This is a genomic window from Ruegeria sp. YTSC230, assembly GCF_059609665.1.
In genome coordinates this window covers 356,412-381,830 of the sequence record NZ_JBXWMC010000001.1, presented here as the reverse complement: position 1 = coordinate 381,830, position 25,419 = coordinate 356,412, and the positions used below count along the sequence as shown (strand labels likewise).

General features: G+C 57.4%; 26 protein-coding genes. 11 read left to right on the top strand and 15 right to left on the bottom strand.

Translation table 11 applies throughout. The features are described from left to right. Positions 1 to 8: 8 nt before the first annotated feature. The 5 genes from fdh3B (at position 9) to AC2FD9_RS01775 (ending at position 4,155) form a co-directional block, all read left to right on the top strand. Complete coding sequence (gene fdh3B / locus AC2FD9_RS01795; protein WP_058273836.1) at positions 9 to 602, top strand: formate dehydrogenase FDH3 subunit beta; 594 nt, start codon at positions 9 to 11, stop codon at positions 600 to 602. 72 nt (positions 603 to 674) lie between these two features. Further along, the gene (locus AC2FD9_RS01790; RefSeq protein WP_282168495.1) at positions 675 to 1,880 is read left to right on the top strand and encodes a formate dehydrogenase subunit gamma; all 1,206 of its coding nucleotides are present in this window, start codon (positions 675 to 677) and stop codon (positions 1,878 to 1,880) included. Beyond that, positions 1,881 to 3,143 (top strand): c-type cytochrome, encoded by a 1,263-nt coding sequence (locus tag AC2FD9_RS01785; RefSeq protein WP_496835094.1) that lies wholly within the window; start codon positions 1,881 to 1,883, stop codon positions 3,141 to 3,143. Between the two features lie 13 nt (positions 3,144 to 3,156). Continuing rightward, positions 3,157 to 3,282 carry a hypothetical protein gene (locus AC2FD9_RS01780; RefSeq protein WP_255414867.1) on the top strand — a complete coding sequence of 42 codons (126 nt, stop codon included), beginning with the start codon at positions 3,157 to 3,159 and terminating at the stop codon, positions 3,280 to 3,282. Then, complete coding sequence (locus AC2FD9_RS01775; protein ID WP_282168497.1) at positions 3,283 to 4,155, top strand: substrate-binding domain-containing protein; 873 nt, start codon at positions 3,283 to 3,285, stop codon at positions 4,153 to 4,155. 4 nt (positions 4,156 to 4,159) lie between these two features. Here the strand turns inward: AC2FD9_RS01775 and AC2FD9_RS01770 are convergent, their stop codons facing one another. The 9 genes from AC2FD9_RS01770 to AC2FD9_RS01730 all read right to left on the bottom strand — a co-directional run bounded on the left by AC2FD9_RS01770 (position 4,160) and on the right by AC2FD9_RS01730 (position 13,049). After that, positions 4,160 to 4,975, bottom strand: a complete 816-nt coding sequence (locus tag AC2FD9_RS01770) for an ABC transporter substrate-binding protein (protein ID WP_496835091.1) — start codon at positions 4,973 to 4,975, stop codon at positions 4,160 to 4,162. 20 nt (positions 4,976 to 4,995) lie between these two features. Beyond that, a complete protein-coding gene (locus AC2FD9_RS01765) occupies positions 4,996 to 5,730 on the bottom strand; it encodes an ATP-binding cassette domain-containing protein (RefSeq protein WP_282168499.1) in 735 nt (244 codons plus the stop codon). Beyond that, a complete protein-coding gene (locus tag AC2FD9_RS01760) occupies positions 5,723 to 6,436 on the bottom strand; it encodes an ABC transporter permease (RefSeq protein ID WP_496835089.1) in 714 nt (237 codons plus the stop codon). Before AC2FD9_RS01760 ends, AC2FD9_RS01765 begins: the two co-directional genes overlap by 8 nt. A 153-nt stretch (positions 6,437 to 6,589) precedes the next feature. Then, positions 6,590 to 7,579: an ABC transporter substrate-binding protein gene (locus tag AC2FD9_RS01755; protein ID WP_108859098.1), complete on the bottom strand. Its 990-nt coding sequence runs from the start codon at positions 7,577 to 7,579 to the stop codon at positions 6,590 to 6,592. 56 nt (positions 7,580 to 7,635) lie between these two features. Then, complete coding sequence (locus tag AC2FD9_RS01750) at positions 7,636 to 8,481, bottom strand: ABC transporter permease (RefSeq protein ID WP_496835086.1); 846 nt, start codon at positions 8,479 to 8,481, stop codon at positions 7,636 to 7,638. Then, complete coding sequence (locus AC2FD9_RS01745; RefSeq protein ID WP_058277687.1) at positions 8,478 to 9,407, bottom strand: ABC transporter permease; 930 nt, start codon at positions 9,405 to 9,407, stop codon at positions 8,478 to 8,480. The genes AC2FD9_RS01750 and AC2FD9_RS01745 overlap by 4 nt, the downstream gene beginning before the upstream one ends. Next, complete coding sequence (locus tag AC2FD9_RS01740; RefSeq protein ID WP_496835085.1) at positions 9,400 to 10,197, bottom strand: ABC transporter ATP-binding protein; 798 nt, start codon at positions 10,195 to 10,197, stop codon at positions 9,400 to 9,402. Before AC2FD9_RS01740 ends, AC2FD9_RS01745 begins: the two co-directional genes overlap by 8 nt. A gap of 55 nt (positions 10,198 to 10,252) precedes the next feature. Next, positions 10,253 to 11,707: a dihydropyrimidinase gene (gene hydA, locus AC2FD9_RS01735; RefSeq protein WP_496835083.1), complete on the bottom strand. Its 1,455-nt coding sequence runs from the start codon at positions 11,705 to 11,707 to the stop codon at positions 10,253 to 10,255. A 91-nt stretch (positions 11,708 to 11,798) separates the two neighbouring features. Continuing rightward, entirely contained in the window at positions 11,799 to 13,049 is a 1,251-nt protein-coding gene (locus AC2FD9_RS01730; RefSeq protein WP_496835081.1) for a Zn-dependent hydrolase, read from the bottom strand. A 171-nt stretch (positions 13,050 to 13,220) separates the two neighbouring features. Here AC2FD9_RS01730 and AC2FD9_RS01725 point away from each other — a divergent pair, with 171 nt between their 5' ends. Next, on the top strand, positions 13,221 to 13,829 hold the full coding sequence (locus AC2FD9_RS01725) for a TetR family transcriptional regulator C-terminal domain-containing protein (RefSeq protein WP_282118666.1): 609 nt from the start codon (positions 13,221 to 13,223) through the stop codon (positions 13,827 to 13,829). A 30-nt stretch (positions 13,830 to 13,859) separates the two neighbouring features. Here the strand turns inward: AC2FD9_RS01725 and AC2FD9_RS01720 are convergent, their stop codons facing one another. The 3 genes from AC2FD9_RS01720 to AC2FD9_RS01710 all read right to left on the bottom strand — a co-directional run bounded on the left by AC2FD9_RS01720 (position 13,860) and on the right by AC2FD9_RS01710 (position 17,114). Further along, on the bottom strand, positions 13,860 to 15,290 hold the full coding sequence (locus AC2FD9_RS01720; protein ID WP_496835079.1) for an NAD-dependent succinate-semialdehyde dehydrogenase: 1,431 nt from the start codon (positions 15,288 to 15,290) through the stop codon (positions 13,860 to 13,862). Positions 15,291 to 15,393: 103 nt separating this feature from the next. Continuing rightward, positions 15,394 to 16,338 (bottom strand): LysR substrate-binding domain-containing protein, encoded by a 945-nt coding sequence (locus AC2FD9_RS01715; protein WP_496835078.1) that lies wholly within the window; start codon positions 16,336 to 16,338, stop codon positions 15,394 to 15,396. 2 nt (positions 16,339 to 16,340) lie between these two features. After that, on the bottom strand, positions 16,341 to 17,114 hold the full coding sequence (locus AC2FD9_RS01710; protein ID WP_496835076.1) for an aspartate dehydrogenase: 774 nt from the start codon (positions 17,112 to 17,114) through the stop codon (positions 16,341 to 16,343). Between the two features lie 158 nt (positions 17,115 to 17,272). Between AC2FD9_RS01710 and AC2FD9_RS01705 the strand changes: the two genes are divergently transcribed. The 5 genes from AC2FD9_RS01705 (at position 17,273) to AC2FD9_RS01685 (ending at position 21,716) form a co-directional block, all read left to right on the top strand. Beyond that, positions 17,273 to 18,226: a dihydrodipicolinate synthase family protein gene (locus tag AC2FD9_RS01705; protein WP_496835075.1), complete on the top strand. Its 954-nt coding sequence runs from the start codon at positions 17,273 to 17,275 to the stop codon at positions 18,224 to 18,226. 95 nt (positions 18,227 to 18,321) lie between these two features. Next, positions 18,322 to 18,864, top strand: a complete 543-nt coding sequence (locus AC2FD9_RS01700) for a 3-hydroxyanthranilate 3,4-dioxygenase (RefSeq protein ID WP_058273852.1) — start codon at positions 18,322 to 18,324, stop codon at positions 18,862 to 18,864. A gap of 24 nt (positions 18,865 to 18,888) precedes the next feature. Then, positions 18,889 to 19,863: a TRAP transporter substrate-binding protein gene (locus tag AC2FD9_RS01695; protein WP_496766725.1), complete on the top strand. Its 975-nt coding sequence runs from the start codon at positions 18,889 to 18,891 to the stop codon at positions 19,861 to 19,863. A 63-nt stretch (positions 19,864 to 19,926) separates the two neighbouring features. Beyond that, positions 19,927 to 20,460, top strand: a complete 534-nt coding sequence (locus AC2FD9_RS01690; protein ID WP_480735846.1) for a TRAP transporter small permease — start codon at positions 19,927 to 19,929, stop codon at positions 20,458 to 20,460. Then, positions 20,457 to 21,716 carry a TRAP transporter large permease gene (locus tag AC2FD9_RS01685; protein WP_496835074.1) on the top strand — a complete coding sequence of 420 codons (1,260 nt, stop codon included), beginning with the start codon at positions 20,457 to 20,459 and terminating at the stop codon, positions 21,714 to 21,716. The genes AC2FD9_RS01690 and AC2FD9_RS01685 overlap by 4 nt, the downstream gene beginning before the upstream one ends. Before the next feature lie 103 nt (positions 21,717 to 21,819). On the opposite strand, the gene preA is transcribed toward AC2FD9_RS01685, so the two are convergent. From preA to AC2FD9_RS01670, 3 genes are read right to left on the bottom strand one after another with little or no spacing between them, the layout of a single operon-like run. Further along, positions 21,820 to 23,124 (bottom strand): NAD-dependent dihydropyrimidine dehydrogenase subunit PreA, encoded by a 1,305-nt coding sequence (gene preA / locus AC2FD9_RS01680; RefSeq protein ID WP_058277679.1) that lies wholly within the window; start codon positions 23,122 to 23,124, stop codon positions 21,820 to 21,822. Positions 23,125 to 23,142: 18 nt separating this feature from the next. Continuing rightward, positions 23,143 to 23,979 carry a methyltransferase domain-containing protein gene (locus tag AC2FD9_RS01675; protein WP_496835073.1) on the bottom strand — a complete coding sequence of 279 codons (837 nt, stop codon included), beginning with the start codon at positions 23,977 to 23,979 and terminating at the stop codon, positions 23,143 to 23,145. A 46-nt stretch (positions 23,980 to 24,025) separates the two neighbouring features. Beyond that, on the bottom strand, positions 24,026 to 25,360 hold the full coding sequence (locus tag AC2FD9_RS01670) for an NAD(P)-dependent oxidoreductase (protein ID WP_496835071.1): 1,335 nt from the start codon (positions 25,358 to 25,360) through the stop codon (positions 24,026 to 24,028). Positions 25,361 to 25,419 lie beyond the last annotated feature (59 nt).

The following is a 25,419-nucleotide window of genomic DNA, read 5'->3' as shown; positions in this document are numbered from 1 at the left end:
GAACGATAATGGCTAGAGCAAAGTTTCTCTGCGACGCTGAACGCTGCATCGAGTGCAACGCCTGCGTAACCGCGTGTAAAAACGAGCACGAAGTGCCTTGGGGTATCAACCGCCGCAGGGTGGTGACGATCAATGACGGCAACCCGGGCGAACGCTCGATTTCGGTGGCCTGTATGCATTGCTCGGATGCGCCTTGCATGGCGGTGTGCCCGGTCGACTGCTTCTATCAGAACGAAGAAGGCGTCGTCCTGCACTCCAAGGACCTGTGCATCGGTTGCGGCTATTGTTTCTATGCGTGCCCCTTCGGCGCGCCACAATACCCACAGGCTGGCAACTTCGGATCACGTGGCAAGATGGACAAATGTACCTTCTGCGCCGGTGGTCCCGAAGAAAACAACTCGACCGCAGAGTTCGCAAAGTATGGTCGCAACCGGATCGCCGAGGGCAAACTGCCCATCTGCGCCGAGATGTGTTCCACCAAGGCCCTGCTCGCCGGTGACGGCGATGTGGTCTCGGCCATCTACCGCGAGCGCGTCGTCGCGCGCGGATTTGGATCGGGCGCATGGGGTTGGGGCACCGCCTACGACCAGAAGGACGGGTAAACCCGCCTTCATGAACCAAACAGACGACCCGCATCCGTGGGTCGTCTGAACAGGGTTTTGACCGAGGTTCAGATGTTCCGCTTACTCGCCATATTGCTGCTGACATTTTCGATGGCCCAAACCGCCATCGCCCAATCAAGTGAAACCGAAGCCGCCGCACCAGCCGACAGGACGGCGACTGGTGGTGCGACTACGCTTGAGGATATCATGGCGCGCCAGCGCGGCGAAAAGGTGGATGACAGCTATCGCTCGGACAATACCGGCCAAAGTAACGCCGAAGGCCTGCTTGGCCAGTTGGGCACGCGCGGAATTGCCTCGGACAGCGATGTCTATCGCGCACTTCGCTACGGTTCGGCGGATGTGACCGTGTCATCTCATGGACCGGCCGCAACTGTACTGATCCAGGACGGCGGCATGTGGTGGCTAAATTTTCGCACCGGTCCTTTGCGTGAATACGGATCTTACATCATCGGCGGTATGCTTGTTCTGTTGCTGCTGTTTTTCCTGATCCGCGGAAAGATCAGGATTGATGGTGAAAAGACCGGGCGGAAGATTCTGCGTTTCAACGGGATCGAGCGGTTCGGGCACTGGTTGTTTGCCGGGTCCTTCCTGATACTAGGCGTCACCGGCCTGTTAACTTTGTACGGTCGTGATTTCCTGATCCCCGTTTTCGGCAAAGAGGGGTTCGCGACGATCGCTCAGGGTTGCAAATGGCTGCACAACAACCTGGCTTGGGCCTTTATGCTTGGGCTGATTATCGTGACCGTGAACTGGATTTCTCACAACATCCCGAACCGCACCGACCTGAAATGGCTCGCTGCCGGTGGGGGGTTATTCACCAAAGGCAGCCACCCGCCCGCCAAAAAATTTAACGCCGGGCAAAAGATCATATTCTGGCTTTGCATTCTGCTGGGCGTCTCGATCAGCCTGTCCGGTCTGTCGTTGCTGTTCCCATTTGAAATGCCACTGTTTGCCAAGACCTTTTCGATCGCGAATTCGACCGGTATTCCGCAGATGCTTGGGCTGAACCTGCCCGTGCAGATGTCCCCGCAGGAAGAGATGCAATACGCCCAGATCTGGCACGTCATGGTCGCCTATGCATTCATCGCGATCATTCTGGCCCACATCTATCTGGGCTCGGTCGGCATGGAAGGTGCGTTTGACGCTATGGGAACCGGAGAGGTGGAAGAGCAATGGGCGCGCGAGCATCACTCGCTGTGGCTTGAAGAGGTGCAGGCAAAAGAGGCCAGCGAAGGAGCGGCCTCGCCCGCCGAATAAATGCGCAAGCTGGTTCTGGCACTGGTGCTGCTGCCCCTGCCCGCGATGGCCGAGTTCTTCACTCTCAAAGGCCACGGCGGGCCCATCATGGGGATCGCCACCGCGCCAGACGGTCGGATCGCAACAGCAAGTTTTGACAACTCGGTTGGCATATGGACCGGGCAATCGCCGAAATGGCTGGAAGGCCACGAGGCCGCAGTCAATTCCGTCGTATTCAACGGTACCGCGATCTATTCGGCTGGGGATGATTTTACCCTGCGCAAATGGCCCGGCGGTCAGGTTGTTGGTCAGCACAAAGGCAAGATTGTAGGCGTCGCCGCGTCGAAAACCCATGTGGCAACGGCCAGTTGGGATGGGACAATCGGGCTGTGGCCGGTCGATGGCTCGGCGCCGTCGATGCTCGGGCCGACTGGAAGCGGTGTGAATGCCGTCGAATTCTCTGCAGACGGTTCGGAACTGTATTCCGCAGGTATCGATGGTTCACTGCGCATATGGGACGTTGCCAGCGGACAGGAAACGAACCGGTTCGTGGAACACGGATTTGGCATCAATGAACTGGCACTTAACGAACAGGACAACTGGATTGCGTACGGCGCGGTTGATGGCGTCACCCGCATCCTCGACCTGACAACCGGCGACGAGCGTGATTTCACTTTGGAACGCCGACCAATCCTTGCATTGGCGCTCAGCCCGGATCGCAGCATGCTGGCCGTCGGAGATGGCGAAGGCTATATCATGGTGATCGACACGCTCGAATGGCGCATCGCGCAGGATTTCAGGGCCACCTTACGCGGCCCGGTCTGGGCGCTGGCCTTTTCGCCTGATGGGCAGAACCTACACGCGGGCGGCATTGACGAAGCCATGTATAGCTGGCCAGTCGCCTCGCTTGGCGACCAGGAACAGATGGCCGCGACAGAACCCAGCTTTCTCAAAAACCCTGAGGAAATGGAGAACGGAGAACGCCAGTTTGCCCGCAAATGCTCGATCTGCCACAGCCTTACACCGGATGATCAACGCCGCGCGGGTCCGTCGCTGCATGGTGTGTTCGGGCGCAAGGCGGGTACGCTTACCGGATATTTTTATTCGGACACGCTGCAAGACTCTGATATCATTTGGAATGAAGAAACGATAAACGCTCTGTTTGACGAAGGGCCGGACCACTACATTCCGGGGTCGAAGATGCCGATGCAGCGGATCACCGAACCCAGGGACAGGGACGACCTTATCGCCTTTCTACGCCGCGCCACGGCACCGGAAAACTGAGCTGGAGGAGACTATGAAAGCCTTTCTTGCCGCTGTCGCTGCCATGGTGGTGATCACAGTTGCTGCGCCCTTTGCACTGCAACAGATCGGTTTCAGTGCTGCGGATGCCGGCACAAGCTCGGCTGTGCGTCTCGACTGAATGTCCGAATATCTGACCACCAAGGAACTGGCCGATCTGCTGCGCATTGGCGAGCGGAAGGCCTATGATCTTGCCTCATCGGGTGAGGTGCCTTGCGTGCGCGCCATGGGCAAACTGCTGTTCCCGCGGGCCGAGGTGATTGCATGGCTGAACGCCTCGCGATCCGGCCCGGAAGTGGCCGAACCGCCCCTGCCCCCGATTGTCGCTGGCAGTCACGATCCGCTGCTGGACTGGGCGCTGCGCGAAAGCGGCTCGGGTCTGGCGACATATTATGATGGCTCATTCGACGGCCTAACCCGCCTGAAAGACCGCAACGCGCAGGCGGCAGCGCTGCACATTCATGAGGATGGCGGGTTCAACACCCAGACCCTGAAAGACGCTTTGGGTGAGGCTCCGGTTGTTCTGTTCGAAGTCGCGCAGCGCCAGCGTGGTTTGCTGCTGGCACCGGGCGCATCGGAAATTCAGGGTTTTGCGCAGCTAAAAGGCCGACGTGTCATCCTGCGTCAGGACAGCGCGGCCAGCCAGCGGTTGTTCGACGCACAGCTTGAGGCCCACGAAATAACCCGCAACGATCTGGAAACCCTGCCCACCTGCGCCCGCACAGAAGAAGAGTTGGCCATTGCCCTGCATGACAACAAGGCCGAGGTCGGGTTCGGACTAGGCGCATTGGCTGGGCTGTACGATCTGGGATTTGTTCCCACGCATACCGAACGCCTGGACCTGGCGATTTGGCGTCGGGCCTATTTCGATGACCCGATGCTGAAATTGCTCAGCTTTGTGCAGTCCGACCGGTTCCTGACCCGCGCCGATGAGTTTGGTGGGTATGACCTGTCCGGTCTGGGAACGATCCACCACAATGGCGCCAGCGGGTGATCCCCTATTTCGCGTTCGGAAAGAACAGCTGCTGACCATTCAACTCAAAGGCCTCGATGGCTGCCTGCCCGTCCGGGCCGATTAGCCAATCAACAAACCGCTGCCCTGCCGCCGCCCGTACACCCGCGTGTTTTTCGGGGTTCACCAGAATAACGCCGTATTGGTTGAACAAGCGCGAGTCACCTTCGACCAACACTTCAAGGTTTCCACGGTTGCCGAAGGACTCCCACGTCGCACGATCCGTCAGGGTATAAGCATCCATGCCACTGGCCACGTTCAACGTCGCGCCCATGCCTGAACCGGTTTCCCTGTACCACGTACCCGATTCCGCAGCCGGATCTACTCCGGCGTCGTTCCAGTGGCGCATTTCGGCCTTATGCGTTCCGCTGTCGTCCCCGCGTGATGCAAAGGGAACTTCGGCCTCAGATACCGCGGTCAAAGCGGCCACGATATCCGATCCGCCCTTCACCTTGGCCGGGTCTGATTTCGGACCGACAAGAACGAAGTCATTATACATCACGTCAAATCGTTCAACGCCCCAGCCGTCTTCGACAAACTGCTCCTCGTCGGCCTTTGCATGGACCAACAGAACGTCACCATCCCCATTGATTGCGTTACGGATCGCCTGCCCGGTGCCCACAGCAACAACGCGCACGTCGATCCCGGTTTCCGCCTCGAACCATGGAAGGATGTAATCCAACAGTCCCGAATTTTGGGTCGAGGTCGTTGATTGTACCACGATAAATGGTTCTTCGGCCAAGGCCGGACCTGTAAACAAGCCAAGTGAAACCAATGCTGCCCGAATGAAATTCCGGATCATTCTAAACTCCAGATTTTTTGTTATGTCACCAATCCGCCTGCAAGATACCTGCGCGAGGCATCACTTTTGGGATCGTCCAATACCTGACGCGCATCGCCATGTTCAACCACATGACCGCCCTGCATCATGACGACATCCGATGCCAGCCGGCGCGCCTGACCGATGTCATGGGTCACCATAACAATGCGCACCCCCCCTTCTGATGCGCGCAGGATCATCCGCTCAATCACCTGAGTGGCGCCGGGGTCCAGCGCGCTGGTCGGTTCGTCCAGAAACAAGGTATCCGGGTCCAGCGCCAGCGCGCGCAGGATGGCCAGCCGCTGCGCCTCACCTCCCGACAGCGATCTGGCCGCTTGCCGTGCTTTGCCTTCAAGCCCGCCTTGGGCCAGCAAATCAGCAATACGCGTCTTGCGAGCAACGCGCTGCAGGCCCTGCCGTTTCAGGACAAAATCCAGATTGGCTGCAACGGACCGGCGCAGCAAGACGGGTTGCTGAAACACCATCGCCTGCCGGGCCTTGTGATCAGCATTCAAAGGAACTCCATCTTGCTCCACGTACCCTTTGTCCGGCGCAATCAGCCCATGCAGGCACCGCAGCAACAGGCTTTTGCCCGCGCCGTTCGGTCCAAGGATTAAGGTCGGCCCCGGCCCGCTCAATGTCAGGTGCGGAACGTCCAGCAATGCGGTGCCATTACGCGCAATCTGCAATCCGTTAACGGTGATACGCCGCGCCATTTCCGAGACCAGATCACGCATGGCGCAACCCTTCTCTCTCAGCCCGCAGGCTAAGCGTGCTGACCATGGCGTTCACCGCTATGGCAATACCGATCAGGATCGCGCCGAGCGCCAGGGCCAGCGCAAGATTTCCCTTGGACGTTTCCAGCGCGATGGTCGTCGTCATCACCCGCGTCACGTGATTGATGTTTCCGCCAACGATTATGACCGCCCCAACCTCGGCAATGGCGCGGCCAAATCCGGCCAGCAAGGCCGTGACCAGCGCCAAACGCGCATCCCACAGAAGTACTGGCACAGACGCCAGCCGCGACACGCCCAAGGATCGGAGCTGTTCCGAGTATTCCTCGGCCAGCATCTCGACCACCTGCCGCGTCAACGCAGCGACGATGGGCGTCACCAAAACAACCTGCGCAATGATCATCGCGGTCGGTGTGTAGAGCAGTTCAAGGACGCCCAAAGGCCCGGATCGCGACAACATCAGATAAACCAGCAAGCCTACGACCACCGGCGGGAACCCCATCAGCGCGTTCATAAGAATGATCAAAACCCGCCGCCCCGGAAAGCGTGCAACGGCCAGCGCAGCGCCAACAGGCATGCCAATCAGTGCAGAAATCAGGACGGCAAAAACGGAAACTTTCAGGGAAAGCAGCACAATCGCCCAAAGCTCTGGATCCCCATTCAGGATCAGAATGAACGCTGTATTGAATTCTGATGCAAATCCCTGCATTTTCTTCGGACTATCGCCAGTTTCGTATGAAATGCGCTGTTATTCATAGAATTCTACGCCATTTCGATCTCAAGTACAGACACATTTCCGACATAAGAAACAGGAAACGCGGCCCCGTTTGGGACCGCGCCTTTTCAGTCAGTGCGAAGCGGATCAGTTCAGAGCCGCATCCGTGATCTGGTGCGTCCAAGCGCCGTCTGGCTGCTTGGTGATCACAGGATCGGAACCGCCCGCCAACAGGGTGGCAACGGTACGCTCAAAATCGGCAGGGTCCAGCGAACCGTTCGAACCTGAGGTCAGCTTCGCGATCTCGCCCATCATGCGTTTCTGATGCTCTTCGGTCTGGGCGCCGGTCTCATCGTTTTCCAGCACGATATCGGCTGCCTCATCCGGGTGTTCTTCGGCGTATTTCCAACCCTTCATCGAGGCGCGAACGAAGCGTTCCATCTTGTCGACAAACGCTGCGTCCCCAAGGTTCTCTTCCAGAACATACAGGCCGTCCTCCAATGTCGCGACACCCTGATCTTCGTACTTGAAGGTCACCAGCTCATCCGGGTTGACGCCGGAATCGATGACCTGCCAATATTCGTTATAGGTCATGGTGCTGATGCAATCGGCCTGACGCTGCAGCAGCGGGTCGACGTTGAAGCCTTGCTTCAGAACTTCCACACCGCTTTCGCTTTTGCCACCCGTGTCGATACCCAGTTGGCTCATCCAGCTCATGAATGGGAATTCGTTGCCAAAAAACCAAACGCCCAGCGTGCGGTTCTTAAGGTCTTCGGGTGCCTCGATCCCGGCATCTTTCCAGCAGGTCAGCATCATACCCGAGCTTTTGAACGGCTGCGCGATATTGACCAGAGGCAAACCCTTTTCGCGTGCAGCCAGCGCGGCGGGCATCCATTCGACGGTCACGTCAGCGCCGCCACCTGCGATCACCTGCGTCGGTGCAATGTCTGGTCCGCCGGGCAGAATAGTGACGTCCAGCCCCTCTTCCTCGTAGAACCCCTTGTCCTTGGCAACATAGTAGCCCGCGAACTGAGCCTGCGTGACCCACTTCAGTTGCAATGTCACCTCATCCGCAGCGAAAGCCGAACTGGCGGCCAGACTAAAGGCGGCTATCGCCCCGCTGAGTAGCTTATTCATCTTCATATCTCCTAGTTGCTGTTGGTGCCCCTTTTGGGGTCTGTTGAATTATTGTTTTATCCACGTTGCGACGGGTGCCAGAAGGTCACCGCCTTTTCGATCATTGCGACAAGACCATAAAATGCGGTTCCGGCCAAAGCGGCCACCACAATCTCGGCCCAGACCATATCCAGCGACAATTGCCCCACGCTGGTGGATATCCGAAAGCCCATGCCAAGCGTGGGCGAGCCAAAGAACTCTGCCACGATAGCGCCGATCAACGCCAGGGTGGTAGAAATCTTTAAGCCGTTGAAGATAAAGGGCATCGCGGCGGGCAATCGCAGCTTCAGGAAGCTCTGCCAATAGGTGGCCGCATAGGTCTCCATCAGGTCACGCTGCATGGCCGTGGCCTCACGCAGACCAGCCACGGTGTTGACCAGCATTGGGAAGAACACCATCACCACGACAACGGCGGCTTTGGAGTGCCAGTCGAACCCAAACCACATCACAAGAATGGGTGCGGTCCCGACAATTGGCAGCGCTGCGACAAAGTTCCCAACGGGCAGCAACCCAAGTCGGAGGAAATCCCAGCGATCCACCGCAATTGCCATCAGGAATGCGGCGAAGCACCCAATGATGTACCCGCTGAACGCGCCTTTGATGATGGTTTGAACGAAATCCTCCCACAGGATCGGCAGGCTGTTGGCAAAGCGCACCGCAATTACGGATGGCGCCGGCAGTATGACCAAAGACACGTCTAGGCCTCTGACCAGCAGCTCCCATATGACAATGATCGTTACGCCAAATATGAACGGAGCCAGAAATCGCACCATGCGTGTGTCCGCATAAGGCCCGCTGGCCAGACGACTATTCAGCCACCAACCCAGGACCCAAACGACGACTGCAAACAGCACTAGTATCATTGCGCCATCCCCATTCTTTTCAGGACTTTCCGTTCTACAAGCCCCAGCAACCCGACCAGGCAAGCCGCCAGAATGGCCGCTGCAAACAAGGCAGACCAAATCTGCACGGTTTGCCCATAGTAGCTGCCTGCCAGCAGACGCGCACCCAAACCGGCCACCGCCCCTGTTGGCAATTCACCAACGATGGCACCGACAAGCGAAGCCGCAATGCCGATCTTCAGCGACGTAAACAGATACGGCATCGATGCGGGCAAGCGCAGCTTCCAGAACCCCTGCGACCGGCTGGCGCTGTAAGTGCGCAGCAGGTCCAGTTGCATTGCATCCGGGCTGCGAAGCCCTTTGACCATACCGACAACCACAGGGAAGAAACTCAAATAGGCCGAGATTACCGCCTTGGGGATGATCCCCTGAATGCCCACCGAGTACAGCACCACGATAATCATTGGCGCCAAAGCGATGATGGGAATCGTCTGGCTGACAATGGCCCATGGCATCACCGACAAGTCCATGACGCGGCTGTGCACGATCCCGACAGCCAGCAGAATGCCCAATCCAGTACCGATCACAAAGCCCAGCATCGTTGCGCTCAGCGTGACCCAGCCATGATAGATAAGTGACCGTTTCGAGGTGATTTTTTTCTGTACAGTGGTCTCCCACATCTCGACGGCGACCTGGTGCGGCGCCGGCAGGCGGGGCCGGTCCTGCTCCCACGTGGCGGGGATGGCAAAGCTGTTATTCAACACCAGTCCGAATTCGGACATATCCCGACGATCTTTAGCCGAAGGTGGCTGAACTTCGGCCCCTGCACGCTCCTGTTCCGTCAAAACACCTTTGATGTTCATTGGAATGCAGGCCGCATACCAAAAGACGACGATCACCGCGAGAACGGTCAGAACTGCCCAGAAAGCTTTGAACCCATCATTCATCGTCCGCATGCCCCGCCCGTAGACCCTCGCGCACACGATGAGCCACTTCGATGAACTCAGGCGTGTCGCGGATATCCAATGGACGTTCCTTCGGCAACGGGCTGTCGATCACATCCGTTATCCGCCCCGGTCGCGGGCTCATCACCACGATTTTGGTGCTCAGATACACTGCCTCGGGGATCGAGTGCGTGACGAAACCGATGGTTTTTTCTGTGCGCGCCCATAGCGCCAAAAGCTGTTCGTTCAGGTGATCGCGCACGATCTCGTCCAGCGCCCCAAAGGGTTCGTCCATTAGCAGGATATCAGCGTCAAATGCCAGCGCACGCGCAATGCTGGCGCGTTGCTGCATACCGCCGGACAGTTGCCACGGAAATTTGCCGCCAAACCCTTCAAGATCAACAAGTTCAAGAACGTTTCTCACACGTTCATCTTGCTCAGCGGCCGAATACCCCATGATCTCCAGCGGTAGCTTGATGTTCTTAGCGATAGTGCGCCAAGGATACAGGCCCGCCGCCTGAAACACATAGCCATAGGCCCGGCTCCGCCGCGCCTCATCCGGGGTCATGCCATTGACCGTCAGGGTTCCTCCGGTCGGTGTTTCAAGCGCAGCGATACATCGCAAAAAGGTGGTTTTCCCGCAGCCTGAGGGACCGATGAAGCTGACGAAGTCACCCTTGTCGACCGTCAGATTTACGTCTTTCAGCGCGTGAATTGGCCCGTCATTGGTTTGGAAGGTCAGGTCAAGCTGCCTTGCCTCGATCACGGGCTGGGTAGTGCTTTCAGTATTCATTCCATAGCCTTGAAAAGATTTGATTTTGGGCCGCCACAAAGACGGCCCACACGCATCATACGCCCGTCGCCGGGATGCCCGATCGCTCGATCGGTCGAGGCGCGGTCAGCTCTTTCCACGTGCTCAACGCCTTGTTCACATGGCCATTAGGTTCGCGTGCGACAAAATCACCGTGACCTTCCTGCGTGCGAACCTCGCCGTCATGCACAGCCACATGCCCCCGCGTCAGAGTAAAGCGCGGCAGGCCTTTGACCTCTTTCCCCTCAAACACGTTGTAATCAATCGAGGATTGCTGAGTACCCGCGCTGATCGTCTTGGATTTCTCAGGGTCCCACACAACGATATCCGCATCTGCCCCAACAAGGATCGCACCCTTTTTTGGATAGCAGTTCATTATCTTGGCGATGTTTGTTGACGTCACCGCGACGAATTCATTCATCGTCAAACGGCCTGTATTCACCCCATAGGTCCACAGCATAGGCATCCGGTCTTCCAAGCCGCCCGTGCCGTTCGGGATTTTGGTAAAGTCGCCGACACCGTACCGCTTTTGCTCGGTCGTAAAGGCGCAATGGTCTGTCGCTACAACACTCAGCGTGCCCGAGTGTAGACCATTCCACAGACTATCCTGATGTTGCTTGTTCCGGAACGGAGGGCTCATGACCCGACGTGCCGCGTGATCCCAATCGTGATGAAAATACTCGCTTTCATCCAATGTCAGGTGCTGGATCAAAGGTTCGCCCCAAACGCGCTTACCCTGCATCTTGGCCCGGCGGATTGCTTCATGCGCCTCTTCACAAGAGGTATGCACAACATAAAGCGGCACGCCTGCCATGTCGGCAATCATAATGGCGCGATTGGTCGCCTCGCCTTCAACCTGCGGCGGACGGGAATAAGCATGCGCCTCAGGGCCGTTATTGCCCTCGGCCAGTAGTTTGGCACTGAGTTCCGCCACCACATCACCGTTTTCGGCGTGAACCATCGCGATGCCGCCCAACTCTGCCAGACGCTTGAACGAAGAGAACAACTCATCATCATTCACCATCAATGCGCCCTTGTAGGCCATGAAATGCTTGAACGTGTTGATCCCCCGCGTTTCAATCACCGTTTTGATGTCATCGAACACCTGCTCGCCCCACCAGGTCACGGCCATGTGGAACGAGTAATCGCAATTCGCACGGGTGGATTTGTTGTCCCAGCGTTTCAACGCATCCAAAAGGCTTTCCCCGGGGTTTGGTAGTGCAAAATCAACCACCATGGTGGTGCCGCCTGCCAGCGCAGCCCGCGTACCGCTTTCGAAATCATCGCTGGAATAAGTGCCCATAAACGGCATCTCCAGATGGGTATGTGGATCAATCCCACCCGGCATGACGTAACATCCCGTGGCGTCCAATTCCTTGTCACCCTTCAGATCCATCCCGATCTCTGTGATGACGCCATCTTCGACCATGACATCCGCCTTGTAAGACAAGTCGGCGGTCACAACGGTTCCGTTCTTGATAACAGTGCTCATTCTAATCTCCCTGACGCGGTCTGCGCCGCTTGCTTGATCTGGCCAATATATCCCGTGGGAGTCGCCCATCAGGCGACGGGGGCAGCGCCCCTTATTCCACAATCTCGGCCGTTTCGACGACCGCATGAAACAGAACATCCGCCCCGGCTGCGGCCCAATCCTTGCTGATCTCTTCCGCCTCGTTGTGGCTCAACCCGTCAACGCAAGGGCACATGACCATGGCCGTCGGGGCCACCCGGTTGATCCAACAGGCATCGTGCCCCGCCCCTGAGATGATATCGGTGTGCGAATATCCCAGCCGCTCTGCTGCGTCCCGTACAGCCGCGACACAGCTGTCATCGAACTTCACTGGATCAAACCCACCAACTTTCTCGAATTCGATCTGCAGGCCCATCTCTTCCACGATATCTTCGGCCGCAACGCGCAAACGGTTTTCCATATCTGTGATGACCGCCAAATCCGGCGAGCGGAAATCGACCGTGAACACCGCCTTGCCGGGAATCACGTTGCGAGAATTCGGGAACACGTCAATATGCCCTACAGCACCAACGGCATGGGGCGCATGAGACCACGCGATCTCATCCACTTTCTGAAGGATACGCCCCATCGCCAGACCCGCGTTTTTGCGCATCGGCATCGGAGTAGATCCAGTATGTGCGTCTTTGCCTGTCACGGTGATCTGCGTCCAGCTCAGCCCCTGCCCGTGCGTCACAACGCCGATATCCTTGCCCTCGGCCTCAAGGATCGGCCCCTGTTCGATGTGCAGTTCAAAGAAGGCATGCATTTTGCGGGCACCGACTTCTTCGTCTCCCCGCCAGCCAATGCGCTTTAGCTCATCGCCGAACGTCTTGCCCTCGGCATCCTCGCGGTCATAGGCCCAGTCTTGCGTGTGCATCCCGGCGAACACCCCTGAAGAAAGCATCGCTGGTGCATAACGTGTGCCCTCTTCGTTGGTCCAGTTGGTCGCAACGATCGGGTGTTTGGTCTTGATGCCCAAATCGTTGAGCGTGCGGATAATCTCCAGCCCACCCAATACGCCCAACACGCCGTCATACTTGCCGCCGGTTGGTTGGGTGTCCAGATGCGAGCCGACATAGACCGGCAACGCTTCCGGATCAGTCCCTTCGCGACGGGCAAACATATTGCCCATCTGATCCAAGCCCATGGTGCAACCGGCGTCTTCGCACCACTTTTGAAACAAAGCGCGCCCTTCTGCGTCTTCATCCGTCAGGGTTTGGCGGTTGTTGCCGCCCGCAACACCGGGGCCGATCTTGGCCATCTCCATCAGGCTGTCCCAAAGTCTGTCGCCATTGATCCTGAGGTTTTGCGCCGGAGCTGCCATCTTGTTCTTCCCTGTTGCTTGCGATTTGGCTCGCTTTTGGTGTCTTGATTTGACCATCTGGTCAAACTCACGCTATCACGGGTTCGACATCAGTCAAGAAATTGCATGGTGCCGCCGGAAAATTCGGCATATTTGGTGCCCGCTTGGCGGAAAAAGAGACAGTCAGGAAACATGCCCAAAGACCGCGCCCCGACCCGAATTCAGAAAAAGAACCGCGCCGCGATTCTCGAAGCCGCACTGAACGTGTTTTCGGCGCATGGTTTCCGTGGGGCGACCGTAGATCAAATCGCCACCGAGGCCGGGCTGAGCAAACCGAACCTGTTGTATTATTTCCCGTCGAAAGAGGCGATCCACACCGCATTGCTGTCCGGTCTGTTAGAGATCTGGCTGGCCCCTCTGCATGATCTGGACGCGGATGGCGACCCGATGGAAGAAATCCTCGCCTATATCCGCCGCAAGCTGGAAATGAGCCGAGACCTGCCGCGCGAAAGCCGTTTGTTTGCGAACGAGCTGGTTCAGGGCGCTCCGCGTATCCACGAATCTCTGTCGCATGACCTCAAATCTCTGGTGGATGAGAAAACGGCAATACTGACGCAGTGGATGGATCAGGGCAAAATCGCGCGCCTGCACCCCTATCACCTGATATTTTCAATCTGGGCGCTGACACAGCACTACGCCGACTTCGACGTTCAGGTCCGCGCAATTCTGGGCGACGAAGACCCATTTGAAGGGGCCGAGCCGTTTATCGACACGCTCTACCGGAAACTTCTGACGCCGTAATCGGCGCGACTTTATCTGACGCGCCTTTACTCAGGTGATGTCGGCGGAATGCCATACGTTTTTTACGATCATGTAGTTGTCCAGCCCCTCGGTGCCGCCTTCGCGACCATATCCGCTGGATTTCACGCCGCCAAAGGGTGTTTCAGGCATGGATGCCTCAAGCGTGTTGATAGACAGGTTGCCGACCTCGACCTCGTCAATCAATCGATCAATATAGTCTGCGCGATTTGTAAATGCATAACCGGCCAGCCCATAGGGCACCGAGTTTGCCTTGCCGATTGCGTCATCCAGTGAGGACACTGGATTGATCACAGCCACCGGACCAAAAGGTTCCTCCTGCATGATCCGGGCGTTGTCGGGCACGTTCAGCAGGACGGTGGGCTGAAAAAAATACCCTTTGTCGCCATGTTTGGCGCCACCCGTGGCAACCGTCGCACCCTTTTCACGGGCGTCTTCCACCAATTCGGTCAGTGCAGGCGCCCGCCGGTCATTTGCCAGAGGCCCCATTTCCACATTTTGGTCCATTCCGTTTCCGACAATAGTTGCCGCAGCGCGTTCAACGAAAGTTGTGGCGTAATCGTCAAAGATGCTCTCATGCGCAAAAAACCTTGTAGGCGATGTGCACACCTGCCCGGCATTGCGCATTTTTCGAACTGCGCTTGAGATCCCGGCCGCTTTCACATCTGTGTCTTCGCAGACAATTACTGGCGCGTGGCCACCAAGTTCCATCAGCACCGAAGTCATATGTTCTGAGGCCAAGGTAGTCAGATGCCGCCCCACAGCGGTTGAGCCGGTGAAAGCCACGAGCCTGACCGGATCCTGCGGGATGAGGTGGCCTGAGATTTCTGCCGGCTCTCCGAACACCAGGTTCAGGACGCCAGCAGGAAGACCCGCATCTTCAAAGGCTTTTGCAATGTACATTGCCCCCGCGGGTGTTTCTTCTGCCGCCTTCAGGATGATCGAGCAGCCCGAAGCCAACGCGCCAGCGATTTTGCGCGCTGGTTGGCTCATCGGGAAATTCCAGGGTGAAAAGGCTGCGACGACACCGATTGGCTGGTGATGAACGGAAAACTTGTGACCCGGAGCCGCAGGGATGACCCGCCCATAGGTCCGCATCGCCTCGCCCGCGTCCCATTCAAAGAACTCTGCCCCTCGGATAACCTCAAGCCTGGCCTGCTTCAGCGGCTTGCCGTGTTCCATGGTGATGGCATGGGCAATCTCTTCCTGACGTTCCCGCATCAGCGCGGCAGCGCGCAAGATTGTGTCGGAACGTTCGCGCGGTGAGGTGCGACTCCATACGCGAAAGCCACGGACTGCGGCCTCCAGAGCGTCATCCAGATCCTGCTTCGACACGCAGGGAAGACGCCCGATTTCGCCCTCGGTCGCTGGATTTACGACCGGTATGTTCCGGTTGGCTGTGCGCCACTTGCCCGCGATGAACAGCTTAAGCTCAGGATACATGAAACCGGTGCCTCCGACTTTGACTATTTCAAATCACGCAATGGCTGGCATTACTTCAAGTGAATTGGGTGAATACTGATATCAATTTGACGAATACCTGACCTCATTTCTGTTTCACCGCCTGATGCAGCGCCGATTTAAAGGCGCGACCAGCGGGGGAAAGATCGGCATCCGCCCGGAATGATACACCAATCGGCCCCTGCCCAAATGGGACATCCCAATCCAATGGCGACAGGTAGCCGTGGGCGATGTCCTGCGACACGACCTCGGCCGGCATAAGCCCGATCAAATCGCGCGACTGCAGCAAAGCACGATTGGTCAGGTAGGATACGGATTCGATCGTCACGGGCGGAACGTATTGCTGCTGGCCAACAAAGAAATGATCCAGCTGACGCCGCAATGTGGTTTCCAGCGGCGGGACGATCCAGCCAAAGGGTTTGGTCTGAGCGAAGGAAACATCCGGGCGACCCGCAAGAGGATGCTGATTGCCGACGATCGCCAGAATGCGGTCTTCAAACAGCTTTTCCTGCCTGATCTTGTCACGGTGCCTATGAGAGGGAAGCCGCCCGACTACCATGTCGATTTCGCCCGAAAGCAACCTCGGCATTAGGACTTCGTTCGTGCCCTCGTTGATCTTGATCGCCACATTCGGGCGGTCAGCCAAAAGGATTTCAATGGCGGCCGGCAGCAGGCTGGTTGAGGCCGCCAACAAAGTGCCCACCACCACGCGGCCTGCATTGCCTTCGTTCAGGTCATCCAGTTCCTGCGCAGCGTTCGAGACCTGGGCAAAGATTAGCTTGCCGTGACGTATCAAAGTTTCTCCGAACACGGTCGGAATCACACCCCGATTGGTCCGGCTAAACAGCTTGACCTCAAAATCCAGTTCCAGATCCTGAATCATCTTGGTTGCTGCCGGTTGCGAGATGCCCAGCTCGCGTGCGGCGTTCTGGATGTTACCGTGGGCTCCCACCGCTACCAGCAAACGCAGTTGGCGTAGCTTCAGCCGGGTCAGGGCGCGGTCGACGATACGTGAATGACGTCCTACCATGGTCACATCACAATTGGCTTTGACAGCTGTTCGAGCTTGGCCACCACGCTCATCGCGGCCAAGGCCGAGCTGCGTGGATTGTCCGGCAGGGAATTGCCGCTTATCCGGAAATGGAACTGCCCGAATTCCCCTTCGGCCTCAACCTCATGAATGTTTTGCGCAATCGACGGATCAGCGATGAGTTTAACCTGCGTCTCATCAAATCCAATCCCAGCCAAGGCTACGGCTGCCGCAACATTTGCGTTTTTGGGATAGGCCAACGCCGCCTCTCGGGCGGTCCCAGTGAAGTGCGTTTCAACCTGTGTCAGCCCCTCAAGATCCAGCCTGTCCTCTGCGGCAGAGCCTTTCCAACCTAGCGGCGGCTTGCGCCCGACATAGATAACCTTGTCTAATTTGCCGGTCGCCGCAGCGCTCAGGCAATCAAGGGCACCGATTGCGCCGCTGGCCAGGTGCAGTTTCGCCTGCCCCACGCTGGCCGCGCTTTCCATCTCGTCTGCAATCGTTTGATCCGCCAATGCACCGACGGACACCGTGATCATGTCCGTACCCTGCCCCAGAACCTGAGGGCCATAGGCCGCCAGTGCCTGATGGCCGGCGCATTCGATCACTAGATCCGCCTCTGCGATGAGCTCTGGCACCGAACCCACAAACAGGTTCGGGTTTTGTGAAATGCTGCCTGGTCGCACCAGAACCGCATGTACCATATGGCCTCGCGCCTGAACCGCGCCCATGACATGCTGCGCAATCGCGCCTTTACCGATCAATCCTATTTTCATGTGGCAAACCTAAACCAGCGCCAAAGAATTCTAAATTGGTATTCTTTGGGTATTCTAATTTCAGATACCCAATTCCCGGCTTTCGCATTGGATCAAGTGGGGTGATCAGGCTTTGATGGCGACGCCAGAATTGCGCGTTAATCGGAAGGCCCGTTAAAATGAACTACTCCAAGCGCGACGCCAAAGCCTATGCGCGCGAGAACATGACCGGCATCTGGGCCGCAGCCCTGAACCCCTTCAACGATGATTTGTCACTGGATGAGGCCGGGCTGCGGTCAAACATTCGCCACTGGATTGACGATCTGGATATCCAGGGACTGTTCGTGGCAGGCAAACAGGGCGAGTTCTTTTCGATGAGCCTTGATGAGCGCAAGCGCAACTTTGAGATTGCGGTTGACGAATGCGCGGGCAAAGCCGGTGTGATTGTCTCGGTCTCGGATCAGAACATGGATACAGCGCTGGAACTGGCCCGCCATGCGCAGAATTGTGGGGCCGATTACATCGTCTTGCATGCCCCTGTTCTAAGCTTTGTCCAAGATCGTGGAGAGGTTTTGTACCAGTACTACAAGCGGTTCTGCGATGAGCTGGATATCGGGATCGCGATGTGGAGCCACCCAGACAGCGGATACCTGATGCAGCCTGAAGAATGCGCACGGATTGCTGATTTGCCTAACATCGTGGCCATCAAGTACTCCGTCCCGCGTGAGATGTATGTTAAACTGACGCATATGGTGGGCGACAAAATTCATGTCTCGACATCGGCTGAACATGAATGGCTGGACAATATTCTGGAACTGGATTGGAAACTGTATCTGTGTTCGTCGCCGCCTTACCAATTACAGACCAAGAATGATCAGCGCATGAACGAATACACGCGGCTGGCTTTTGCCGGCAAAGCAGATGAGGCGCGCAAGGTGTTTGACAGCCTGAACCCGGTGCGGGACGCGATGAAGCGAACCAAACCTGCAGGCAAACCCACCGCTTTTGGAAAATACTGGCAAGAGTTGCTGGGACAGGTCGGAGGGCGTGTGCGGGCCCCAATGCTGGAACTGACCGAGGCGGAAAAAGAGATCATCCGCAAAGGGTTCGCGGAATGCGGCCTGAAGCCATAGCCTCATCGATATAAGCAAATCGGATATCTAGATGCGGATAATTTCTTTGCGGTTATGAAAAAACCGGCCAAACTTCTACCAATGAGGAGTGGGACATGTCGAAGTTAAGTGCATTCAACTTTCAGAAATGGATCGACGAACACCGTCACCTGCTGAAACCTCCAGTCGGCAATCAACAGGTGTGGGAGGATGCCGACCTGATGGTCACCGTCGTCGGCGGGCCGAACAAGCGAACCGACTATCACGACGATCCAGTTGAAGAGTTCTTCTATCAGCTGGAAGGCGACATGGTGCTGAAGCTGTATGACGGAGAGGAATTCTATGACGTTCCGATCCGCGAAGGTGAGATCTTCTTGCTGCCGCCGCATGTGCGCCATTCACCACAAAGACCGCAGGAAGGCTCAATCGGATTGGTGATCGAACCCAAACGGCAGACAGGCGAGCTGGACGCGATCGAATGGTATTGCTTTGAATGCGGCACCCGCGTTCATCGGGCCGAGATGCAATTGCAGTCTATCGTCAAGGACTTGCCGCCGGTCTACGAAAAATTCTATTCATCAGAAGAAGACAGAACATGCCCGAACTGCCAGACCGTGCATCCGGGAAAAGAGCCGCCAGAGGGCTGGGTCACACTCTGAGATGAACAAACAACAGGGAAGAACATGAAACATTTTGCTAAGATCGCCGCTTCGGCTGCAGCGCTTGCTGTGACATCGCTAGCTGCCCATGCAGATGAATTCCGTCTGGGCCTGATCACGCCACCTCCGCATATCTGGACCAAAGCGGCCGAGTCCTTTGGGGCCGAGCTGAACGAAGCCAGCGGTGGTGCCCATACCGTATCTGTATTCCCCGCCCGTCAGTTGGGCAACGAGGCAGAGATGCTGCAACAATTGCAGACTGGCGCGCTGGATATGGCATTCATGACCGTGGCCGAAGTGTCGAACCGCGCACCTGATCTGGGTGCGTTTTATGCACCGTATCTCGCGGATGATATCGGCCACGCGGGGCGCATCCTACGTTCGGATACCGCAAAATCGATGCTGGAACCCCTGCCTGGTCAGGTTGGCGTTGTAGGCTTAGGTTACGGTATGGCCGGGCTGCGCCAGATCGTCAGCCGGGGCGATGTGTCTTCGGCAGAGGACCTGTCTGGTCTGAAACTGCGGATCACGCCGTTCACGCCGATTTTGGATTTCTACAACGCGGTCGGAGCTGCACCAACACCAATGCCGCTGCCTGCTGTCTATGACGCGCTGGCCAATGGGCAGGTCGATGCCATTGATATGGATGCAGAACTGATCTGGGTGCTGAAATACTATGATCACGCCGACACGATCGTTCAATCCGACCACATGATGTTCCCGATGGTCGGGCTGGTCTCGGCCAAAGTCTGGGCGGGACTGTCCGAAGAAGACCGCGCGATGATCGGTGAACTGATGGCCAAGCATGTCGACAGCACCATCGATGCCTATGTTGCCAACGAAGCGAAGTGGCTGGAACAGATAGAGGGAACCGGCAAGGCCTACAAGAAAGTCGATGCCTCATTCTTTGGCGATGCGATTGAGGAATGGAACGGCATCTGGTCTGAAAAAACCTCGTCCCTTGACGCGCTGCGCGAGACTGCGGCAGAAACCAAATAAAGTTGAACGTTTCAGGGAAAGGGCGCAGGTCAATCCTGCGCCCTTTTTCATAGGGGATCGGCTATGTTATACCGGCTGTCTGCAGCGTGGGCGTGGGTTGAGTTATGGTGTGCCGCAGCACTGGCCGTTTGCGTCACCCTATTGATCTTGTTGAATGTCGTGACACGCACGGCGGGTAACGCCTTGTTCTGGGTGGATGAATTGGCGATCTATGCCATGGTTTGGATGACATTCCTTGGCGCGTCAGCCGCGTTGCACCACCGCAATTCGGTCTCGATCACGATCCTTGCCGATCTGGTTCCACCTCATATCCGGGCAATAATCCGAAAAGCAGTCGACATCGTTGTCTTCGCGTTTGCAATCGCGATGCTGTGGTTCTGCTGGCGGTGGTTTTTGCCACTGGACATCGCTCGTACAGGGTTCGATGTCGTGGTTTTTCAAGGCAATACGTTCAACTTCATCTATGCCGAACCGACCTCAACCCTCGGGCTTCCGAAGTTTCTGTTTTGGCTCGTGATGTGGCTGTTTGCTTTGGGGGCAACGCTACATTCTACGATGCATCTTCTGACGCGTCCCGGACAAGGGTCACCGGCATGAGCCCGATTGTCTTTCTAGCCACCCTGCTGTTGTCGGTGCCCGTTGCCATCGTGTTGGCGATCACTGCAATCTGGTACATCTGGGAAAGCGGGAACACGGTTCTGTACGACAGTTTCGCGCAGAAAATGTTTGGCGGGTTGGAAAACTACGGCCTGCTGGCAATCCCGCTGTTCATGCTGACCGGAGAACTGATGAATGAAGGCGGCATGACACGCCGCCTGGTCGCTTTGGCGCGTGTATTCGTGGGCGGATTCCGGGGCGGGCTCGCCTATATCAACCTGCTGGCCAATATGTTCATGGCCGCCATCATCGGCTCGGCAACCGCACAGATCGCTGTGATGTCCCGCGCCATGGTCCCCGCGATGGAGGAAGAGGGTTATAGCAAGGGCTTCGCCGCCGCCACGACAGCAGCCGGGGGCCTGTTGGCACCGGTCATCCCGCCGTCAATGATGTTCGTTATCTTTGGCGTTTTGGCGCAGATTCCCATCGGCGAAATGTTCATCGCCGGGATCATACCCGGCTTGCTGCTGGCAGGAGCCTTTGCTTTGGTGATCACGCTTGTCGGTTGGGTTCAGCAATTCCCAAAGGGCGTCTGGATGTCCCGCCGCGATGCTCTGCAGGCCCTGATCGCCGCCCTTCCTGCGATGCTGATCCCGGTTTCGATCATCGGTGGTATTCTGTTTGGCATCGCTACGCCGACAGAATCCGCAGCCATCGCTTCGCTGATCGCATTTCTGGTCGGGTGGCTCATTTACGGAGAGCTAAAGCCGCAACATCTGGGCGAGATGTTCAAGCGAACAGCCGCAAACGCATCGATGATCCTGTTCATGATTGCGGCGGCCAGCGTTTTTGGGTGGGTGATCATTTACGAAGAAATACCACAGCAGCTGGCGGGGCTTATCACGTCGATCACATCCAATCCGTTCATGTTTCTGCTGATCGTAAATGCCGCGCTTCTTTTGGTGGGGATGGTGATCGACGGGATCGCCGCCATCATCCTGATCACGCCCATTTTGTTGCCAATTGCCACTGGGTCCTACGACATCAGCCCCTACCAGTTCGGAGTTGTCGTATGCCTGAACCTTGTTCTTGGCCTGCTTACGCCACCCGTCGGCATTGGCCTCTATATCGCCTCATCCATGAGCGGCACGACCCCCGGAGCAATTCTGAAATCACTTTGGCCGTTCCTGATTGCGGTGGCCGCCGTCTTGATCCTGCTAAGCTATGTCCCAAGCCTGTCGACCTACTTGATCTAGCATAACAGTTGCCGTCACGCGGCTTTGAATGCCCCGTATTGGCCGGTCTGCATCTGTTAAGAGGCCCGTGCTTTCGGGCCCCTTCATGTTTTCAGTACCCGAGTTACTCGGCAGCTTTGGCCATCGGATTGTTTGGATGCGTCGTCCAGTTGGCATAATCACGCTGAACTTCCAGACCGGTCCGCGGATCGACCTCTCCGGCCGTCATTGGCACCATTGAGATGCAGCCGTCGACCGGGCAAACATCCACGCACAGATTACAGGCGACGCATTCGTCATCCATGACCTCGAAAACCCGATCATCGGACATGGAAATCGCCTGGTGGCTGGTGTCTTCGCACGCGGCATAGCAGCGACCGCATTTGATGCACTCGTCCTGATCGATCTTGGCCTTGGCCACGTAGTTCAGGTTCAGGTATTGCCAATCGGTCACGTTTGGAACCGCACGACCGACAATCTCGGACACGTTTGTGTACCCTTTTTCATCCATCCACTTGGACAGACCTGCGGTCAGTTCGTCGATGATCTTAAAGCCGTAGGTCATAGCAGCCGTGCACACCTGAACGTTACCACAGCCCAGCGAAATGAACTCTGCCGCATCCCGCCATGTGGTCACGCCCCCAATGCCGGAAATCGGCAGGCCATGGGTGGCTTCGGCGCGCGCGATCTCGGACACCATCGACAGGGCAATTGGCTTGACCGCCGGGCCACAATACCCGCCGTGGCTGCCTTTGCCATCAATCGACGGTTCCGGACTGAACGTGTCCAGATCGACGCTGGTGATTGAATTGATCGTGTTGATCAGTGACACTGCATCCGCGCCGCCGTTTTTTGCCGCCTCAGCAGGCTTCCGAACATCGGTGATGTTTGGCGTCAGCTTCACGATCACGGGCCGGTCATAGTATTTCTTACACCAGCGGGTGACCATCTCGATATATTCCGGCACCTGCCCTACGGCTGCGCCCATTCCGCGTTCGCTCATCCCGTGCGGGCAGCCAAAGTTCAGTTCGATCCCATCCGCGCCGGTTTCTTCGACACGCGGCAGGATGGCTTTCCAGGCCTCTTCTTCGCAGGGCACCATGATCGAGGCGATCAGCGCGCGATCCGGGTAGTCGGCTTTGACCCGCGCCATTTCTTCAAGGTTCACTTCAAGCGGTCGGTCGGTGATCAGTTCGATGTTGTTCAGCCCCAGCAACCGACGATCCGCACCATAGATCGCGCCGTAGCGCGGCCCGTTTACGTTCACAACCGGCGGCCCTTCGGACCCAAGTGTTTTCCAGACGACACCGCCCCACCCGGCCTCGAATGCGCGGCGCACGTTGTATTCCTTGTCTGTCGGCGGCGCCGAGGCGAGCCAGTAAGGATTGGGGCTGGAAATGCCCAAAAAGTTTGTTGTCAGATCGGCCATGGCTTCTCCCTTCCCGGCTCAGCCGGTTTTCTTGAATATCATTTCGGTCGGACGAATGCGCCCGGCCTTGAGGTTTTTGACGTAGTTTTGGAATTTTTCAGGCGCCGTCTCGCCCATCATCAGGTGGATGCCCAAGGGCGGCGGGCCGCTTTCGGCAATGCGCGCGAAGACATCCTCGAAAAACTTCAGCGCGAACTCTGTGCGGTCGGTTTCGGCGGCCAGTTCCAGACCGGCGGCACCCGCGGCGTCCTTGTAGACCTGCGGCGCATGTACAAACGAGGTTTCGGACACCGTTGACCATGGCAGCGGGAAGGACAGCGGTTCGTCCACATCCCCGCCCATCACATCGAACAGGGCAAATGTCCCGCCCGTGGCCAGCGCGCGCGAAACTTCTGCGAACAGCCCGGCCTTATCTTCGATGTTCATGCCCACATGCAACATGACGGCAAGATCAAACCCTGCATCCGGCACCGGCATGTCCAAAGCACTTCCGACGTGAAAACTGGCCTTGTCGGAATGCCCGACCAGATCGCTGAGGGCGGTAGCTGTTTCAACGAATTCTGGCGTCAGGTCGACCCCGGTCACGGTCGAGTCATAGCGATCCACGATGTACCGCGACGTCCCACCGATGCCGCAGCCGACATCCAGCACACGGGTCGCGTGGGTCGGTGACAATTGCGCAAACAGGTTGTCTGTCGCCAGAACGCCGCCGGTGTGGAACTCATCCCCCGCCTTCAGATCGGCCACAGTGGCCGCGTCCGGGTCAATCCCACTGGCCGCAAGCGCCGCGCGAACGCGGTCAGTCAAGGCTCCGGTGGTATAGTGTTGGGCAACGGCTTGTTCGATCTGGGACATGGGAATACCTCAGCAGCGAAAGGAATGGGGTGAATACCCCACCCTATCACGAAACCAGAGTTGCGTGGATGTCCATCGCGGCATCACGGCCTTCGGCCACTGCGGTCACGGTCAGGTCTTCGCCTCCCGCCGCACAGTCGCCCCCAGCCCAGACACCCGCCAGCGAGGTACGCCCGGCACCAGACACAGCAATCTTGTTGCCGTCGAGCTTCAGCCCTTCCGGCGCGCCGTCCAGCTTTTGGCCAATGGCCTTGAGTACCTGATCTGCAGGCAAGCGGATCATTTCCCCGGTGCCGGTCAGTTGCCCATCGTTGCTGGCAGTATACTCCAACTCGATCTCGACCGCGACCCCGTTTCCATGGATGGCCACAGGTTGCACATTGGTCATGATCTTGACGCCGTGCGAGGCTGCGAGGTCCTGTTCGTACCGGCTGGCCCCCATTGCGTCGCGTCCACGGCGATAGGCAATGGTGACATGTTCGGCACCCAACAGTTTCGACTTCACCGCAGCGTCCACTGCAGTCATGCCGCCGCCGATGACGACCACGTTGCGACCCACGGGCAAATCAACCAGATCAGAGGCCTGACGCACGTCCGAAATGAAATCCACTGCGAAGCGAACACCATCTTTTTCCACCCCGTCGGCGCGCAAGGCATTCACCCCGGCAAGACCAATAGACAGAAACACTGCATCATAGTTCTCGGCTAGCCCTTTCAGCGAGATCCCCTCGCCCAGAACTGAACCGGTCTCAATCGAGATTCCGCCGATTTTCAGCAGCCAGTCGACTTCGGTCTGAGCAAAATCGTTGGTCGATTTATACGCTGCGATCCCGTATTCGTTCAGCCCACCCGGTTTGGGGCGGCTTTCGTGGATCACCACGTCATGCCCAAACATGGCCAGCCGGTGCGCACAGGCCAAACCCGCAGGCCCTGCCCCGATTACGGCAACCGTTTTGCCGGTTGGTGCGGCCCGTTGGAACGGATGACTTCCGCCAACCATCACACTGTCTGTTGCGTAGCGCTGAAGACGACCGATTTCGACCGGTGAACCTTCGGCGGTTTCGCGCACGCAGACTTCTTCGCACAGCGTTTCAGTCGGGCAAACGCGGGCGCACATGCCGCCCAGAATGTTCTGCGCCAAAATGGTCTCACCCGCCGCTTCGGGCTGACCAGCCTGAATCTGGCGCATGAACAGCGGAATGTCGATGTCTGTCGGACAGGCTGTGACGCATGGTGCGTCGTAACAAAAATAGCACCGATCCGCTGCCACGGCGGCCTCATGAGGGGCCAGTGGCGGATGCAAATCCGTGAAATTCGAGGTCAGCTCATCGCTGGACAGCCGCCCGGAGACAATGCCGGGGGCAATCTGGCCCTGTGCCATCACTCTACTCCCTGTAGATATGTTTGTTGTGGCCTCAGCTTGCCACAAAGTAATTTTTT

Bases quoted from the DNA above. Each gene is read 5' to 3' on its own strand.
- fdh3B (WP_058273836.1), top strand. From the start codon at position 9: ATGGCTAGAGCAAAGTTTCTCTGCGACGCTGAACGCTGCATCGAGTGC.
- AC2FD9_RS01790 (WP_282168495.1), top strand. From the start codon at position 675: ATGTTCCGCTTACTCGCCATATTGCTGCTGACATTTTCGATGGCCCAA.
- AC2FD9_RS01785 (WP_496835094.1), top strand. From the start codon at position 1,881: ATGCGCAAGCTGGTTCTGGCACTGGTGCTGCTGCCCCTGCCCGCGATG.
- AC2FD9_RS01780 (WP_255414867.1), top strand. From the start codon at position 3,157: ATGAAAGCCTTTCTTGCCGCTGTCGCTGCCATGGTGGTGATCACAGTT.
- AC2FD9_RS01775 (WP_282168497.1), top strand. From the start codon at position 3,283: ATGTCCGAATATCTGACCACCAAGGAACTGGCCGATCTGCTGCGCATT.
- AC2FD9_RS01770 (WP_496835091.1), bottom strand. From the start codon at position 4,975: ATGATCCGGAATTTCATTCGGGCAGCATTGGTTTCACTTGGCTTGTTT.
- AC2FD9_RS01765 (WP_282168499.1), bottom strand. From the start codon at position 5,730: ATGCGTGATCTGGTCTCGGAAATGGCGCGGCGTATCACCGTTAACGGA.
- AC2FD9_RS01760 (WP_496835089.1), bottom strand. From the start codon at position 6,436: ATGCAGGGATTTGCATCAGAATTCAATACAGCGTTCATTCTGATCCTG.
- AC2FD9_RS01755 (WP_108859098.1), bottom strand. From the start codon at position 7,579: ATGAATAAGCTACTCAGCGGGGCGATAGCCGCCTTTAGTCTGGCCGCC.
- AC2FD9_RS01750 (WP_496835086.1), bottom strand. From the start codon at position 8,481: ATGATACTAGTGCTGTTTGCAGTCGTCGTTTGGGTCCTGGGTTGGTGG.
- AC2FD9_RS01745 (WP_058277687.1), bottom strand. From the start codon at position 9,407: ATGAATGATGGGTTCAAAGCTTTCTGGGCAGTTCTGACCGTTCTCGCG.
- AC2FD9_RS01740 (WP_496835085.1), bottom strand. From the start codon at position 10,197: ATGAATACTGAAAGCACTACCCAGCCCGTGATCGAGGCAAGGCAGCTT.
- hydA (WP_496835083.1), bottom strand. From the start codon at position 11,707: ATGAGCACTGTTATCAAGAACGGAACCGTTGTGACCGCCGACTTGTCT.
- AC2FD9_RS01730 (WP_496835081.1), bottom strand. From the start codon at position 13,049: ATGGCAGCTCCGGCGCAAAACCTCAGGATCAATGGCGACAGACTTTGG.
- AC2FD9_RS01725 (WP_282118666.1), top strand. From the start codon at position 13,221: ATGCCCAAAGACCGCGCCCCGACCCGAATTCAGAAAAAGAACCGCGCC.
- AC2FD9_RS01720 (WP_496835079.1), bottom strand. From the start codon at position 15,290: ATGTATCCTGAGCTTAAGCTGTTCATCGCGGGCAAGTGGCGCACAGCC.
- AC2FD9_RS01715 (WP_496835078.1), bottom strand. From the start codon at position 16,338: ATGGTAGGACGTCATTCACGTATCGTCGACCGCGCCCTGACCCGGCTG.
- AC2FD9_RS01710 (WP_496835076.1), bottom strand. From the start codon at position 17,114: ATGAAAATAGGATTGATCGGTAAAGGCGCGATTGCGCAGCATGTCATG.
- AC2FD9_RS01705 (WP_496835075.1), top strand. From the start codon at position 17,273: ATGAACTACTCCAAGCGCGACGCCAAAGCCTATGCGCGCGAGAACATG.
- AC2FD9_RS01700 (WP_058273852.1), top strand. From the start codon at position 18,322: ATGTCGAAGTTAAGTGCATTCAACTTTCAGAAATGGATCGACGAACAC.
- AC2FD9_RS01695 (WP_496766725.1), top strand. From the start codon at position 18,889: ATGAAACATTTTGCTAAGATCGCCGCTTCGGCTGCAGCGCTTGCTGTG.
- AC2FD9_RS01690 (WP_480735846.1), top strand. From the start codon at position 19,927: ATGTTATACCGGCTGTCTGCAGCGTGGGCGTGGGTTGAGTTATGGTGT.
- AC2FD9_RS01685 (WP_496835074.1), top strand. From the start codon at position 20,457: ATGAGCCCGATTGTCTTTCTAGCCACCCTGCTGTTGTCGGTGCCCGTT.
- preA (WP_058277679.1), bottom strand. From the start codon at position 23,124: ATGGCCGATCTGACAACAAACTTTTTGGGCATTTCCAGCCCCAATCCT.
- AC2FD9_RS01675 (WP_496835073.1), bottom strand. From the start codon at position 23,979: ATGTCCCAGATCGAACAAGCCGTTGCCCAACACTATACCACCGGAGCC.
- AC2FD9_RS01670 (WP_496835071.1), bottom strand. From the start codon at position 25,360: ATGGCACAGGGCCAGATTGCCCCCGGCATTGTCTCCGGGCGGCTGTCC.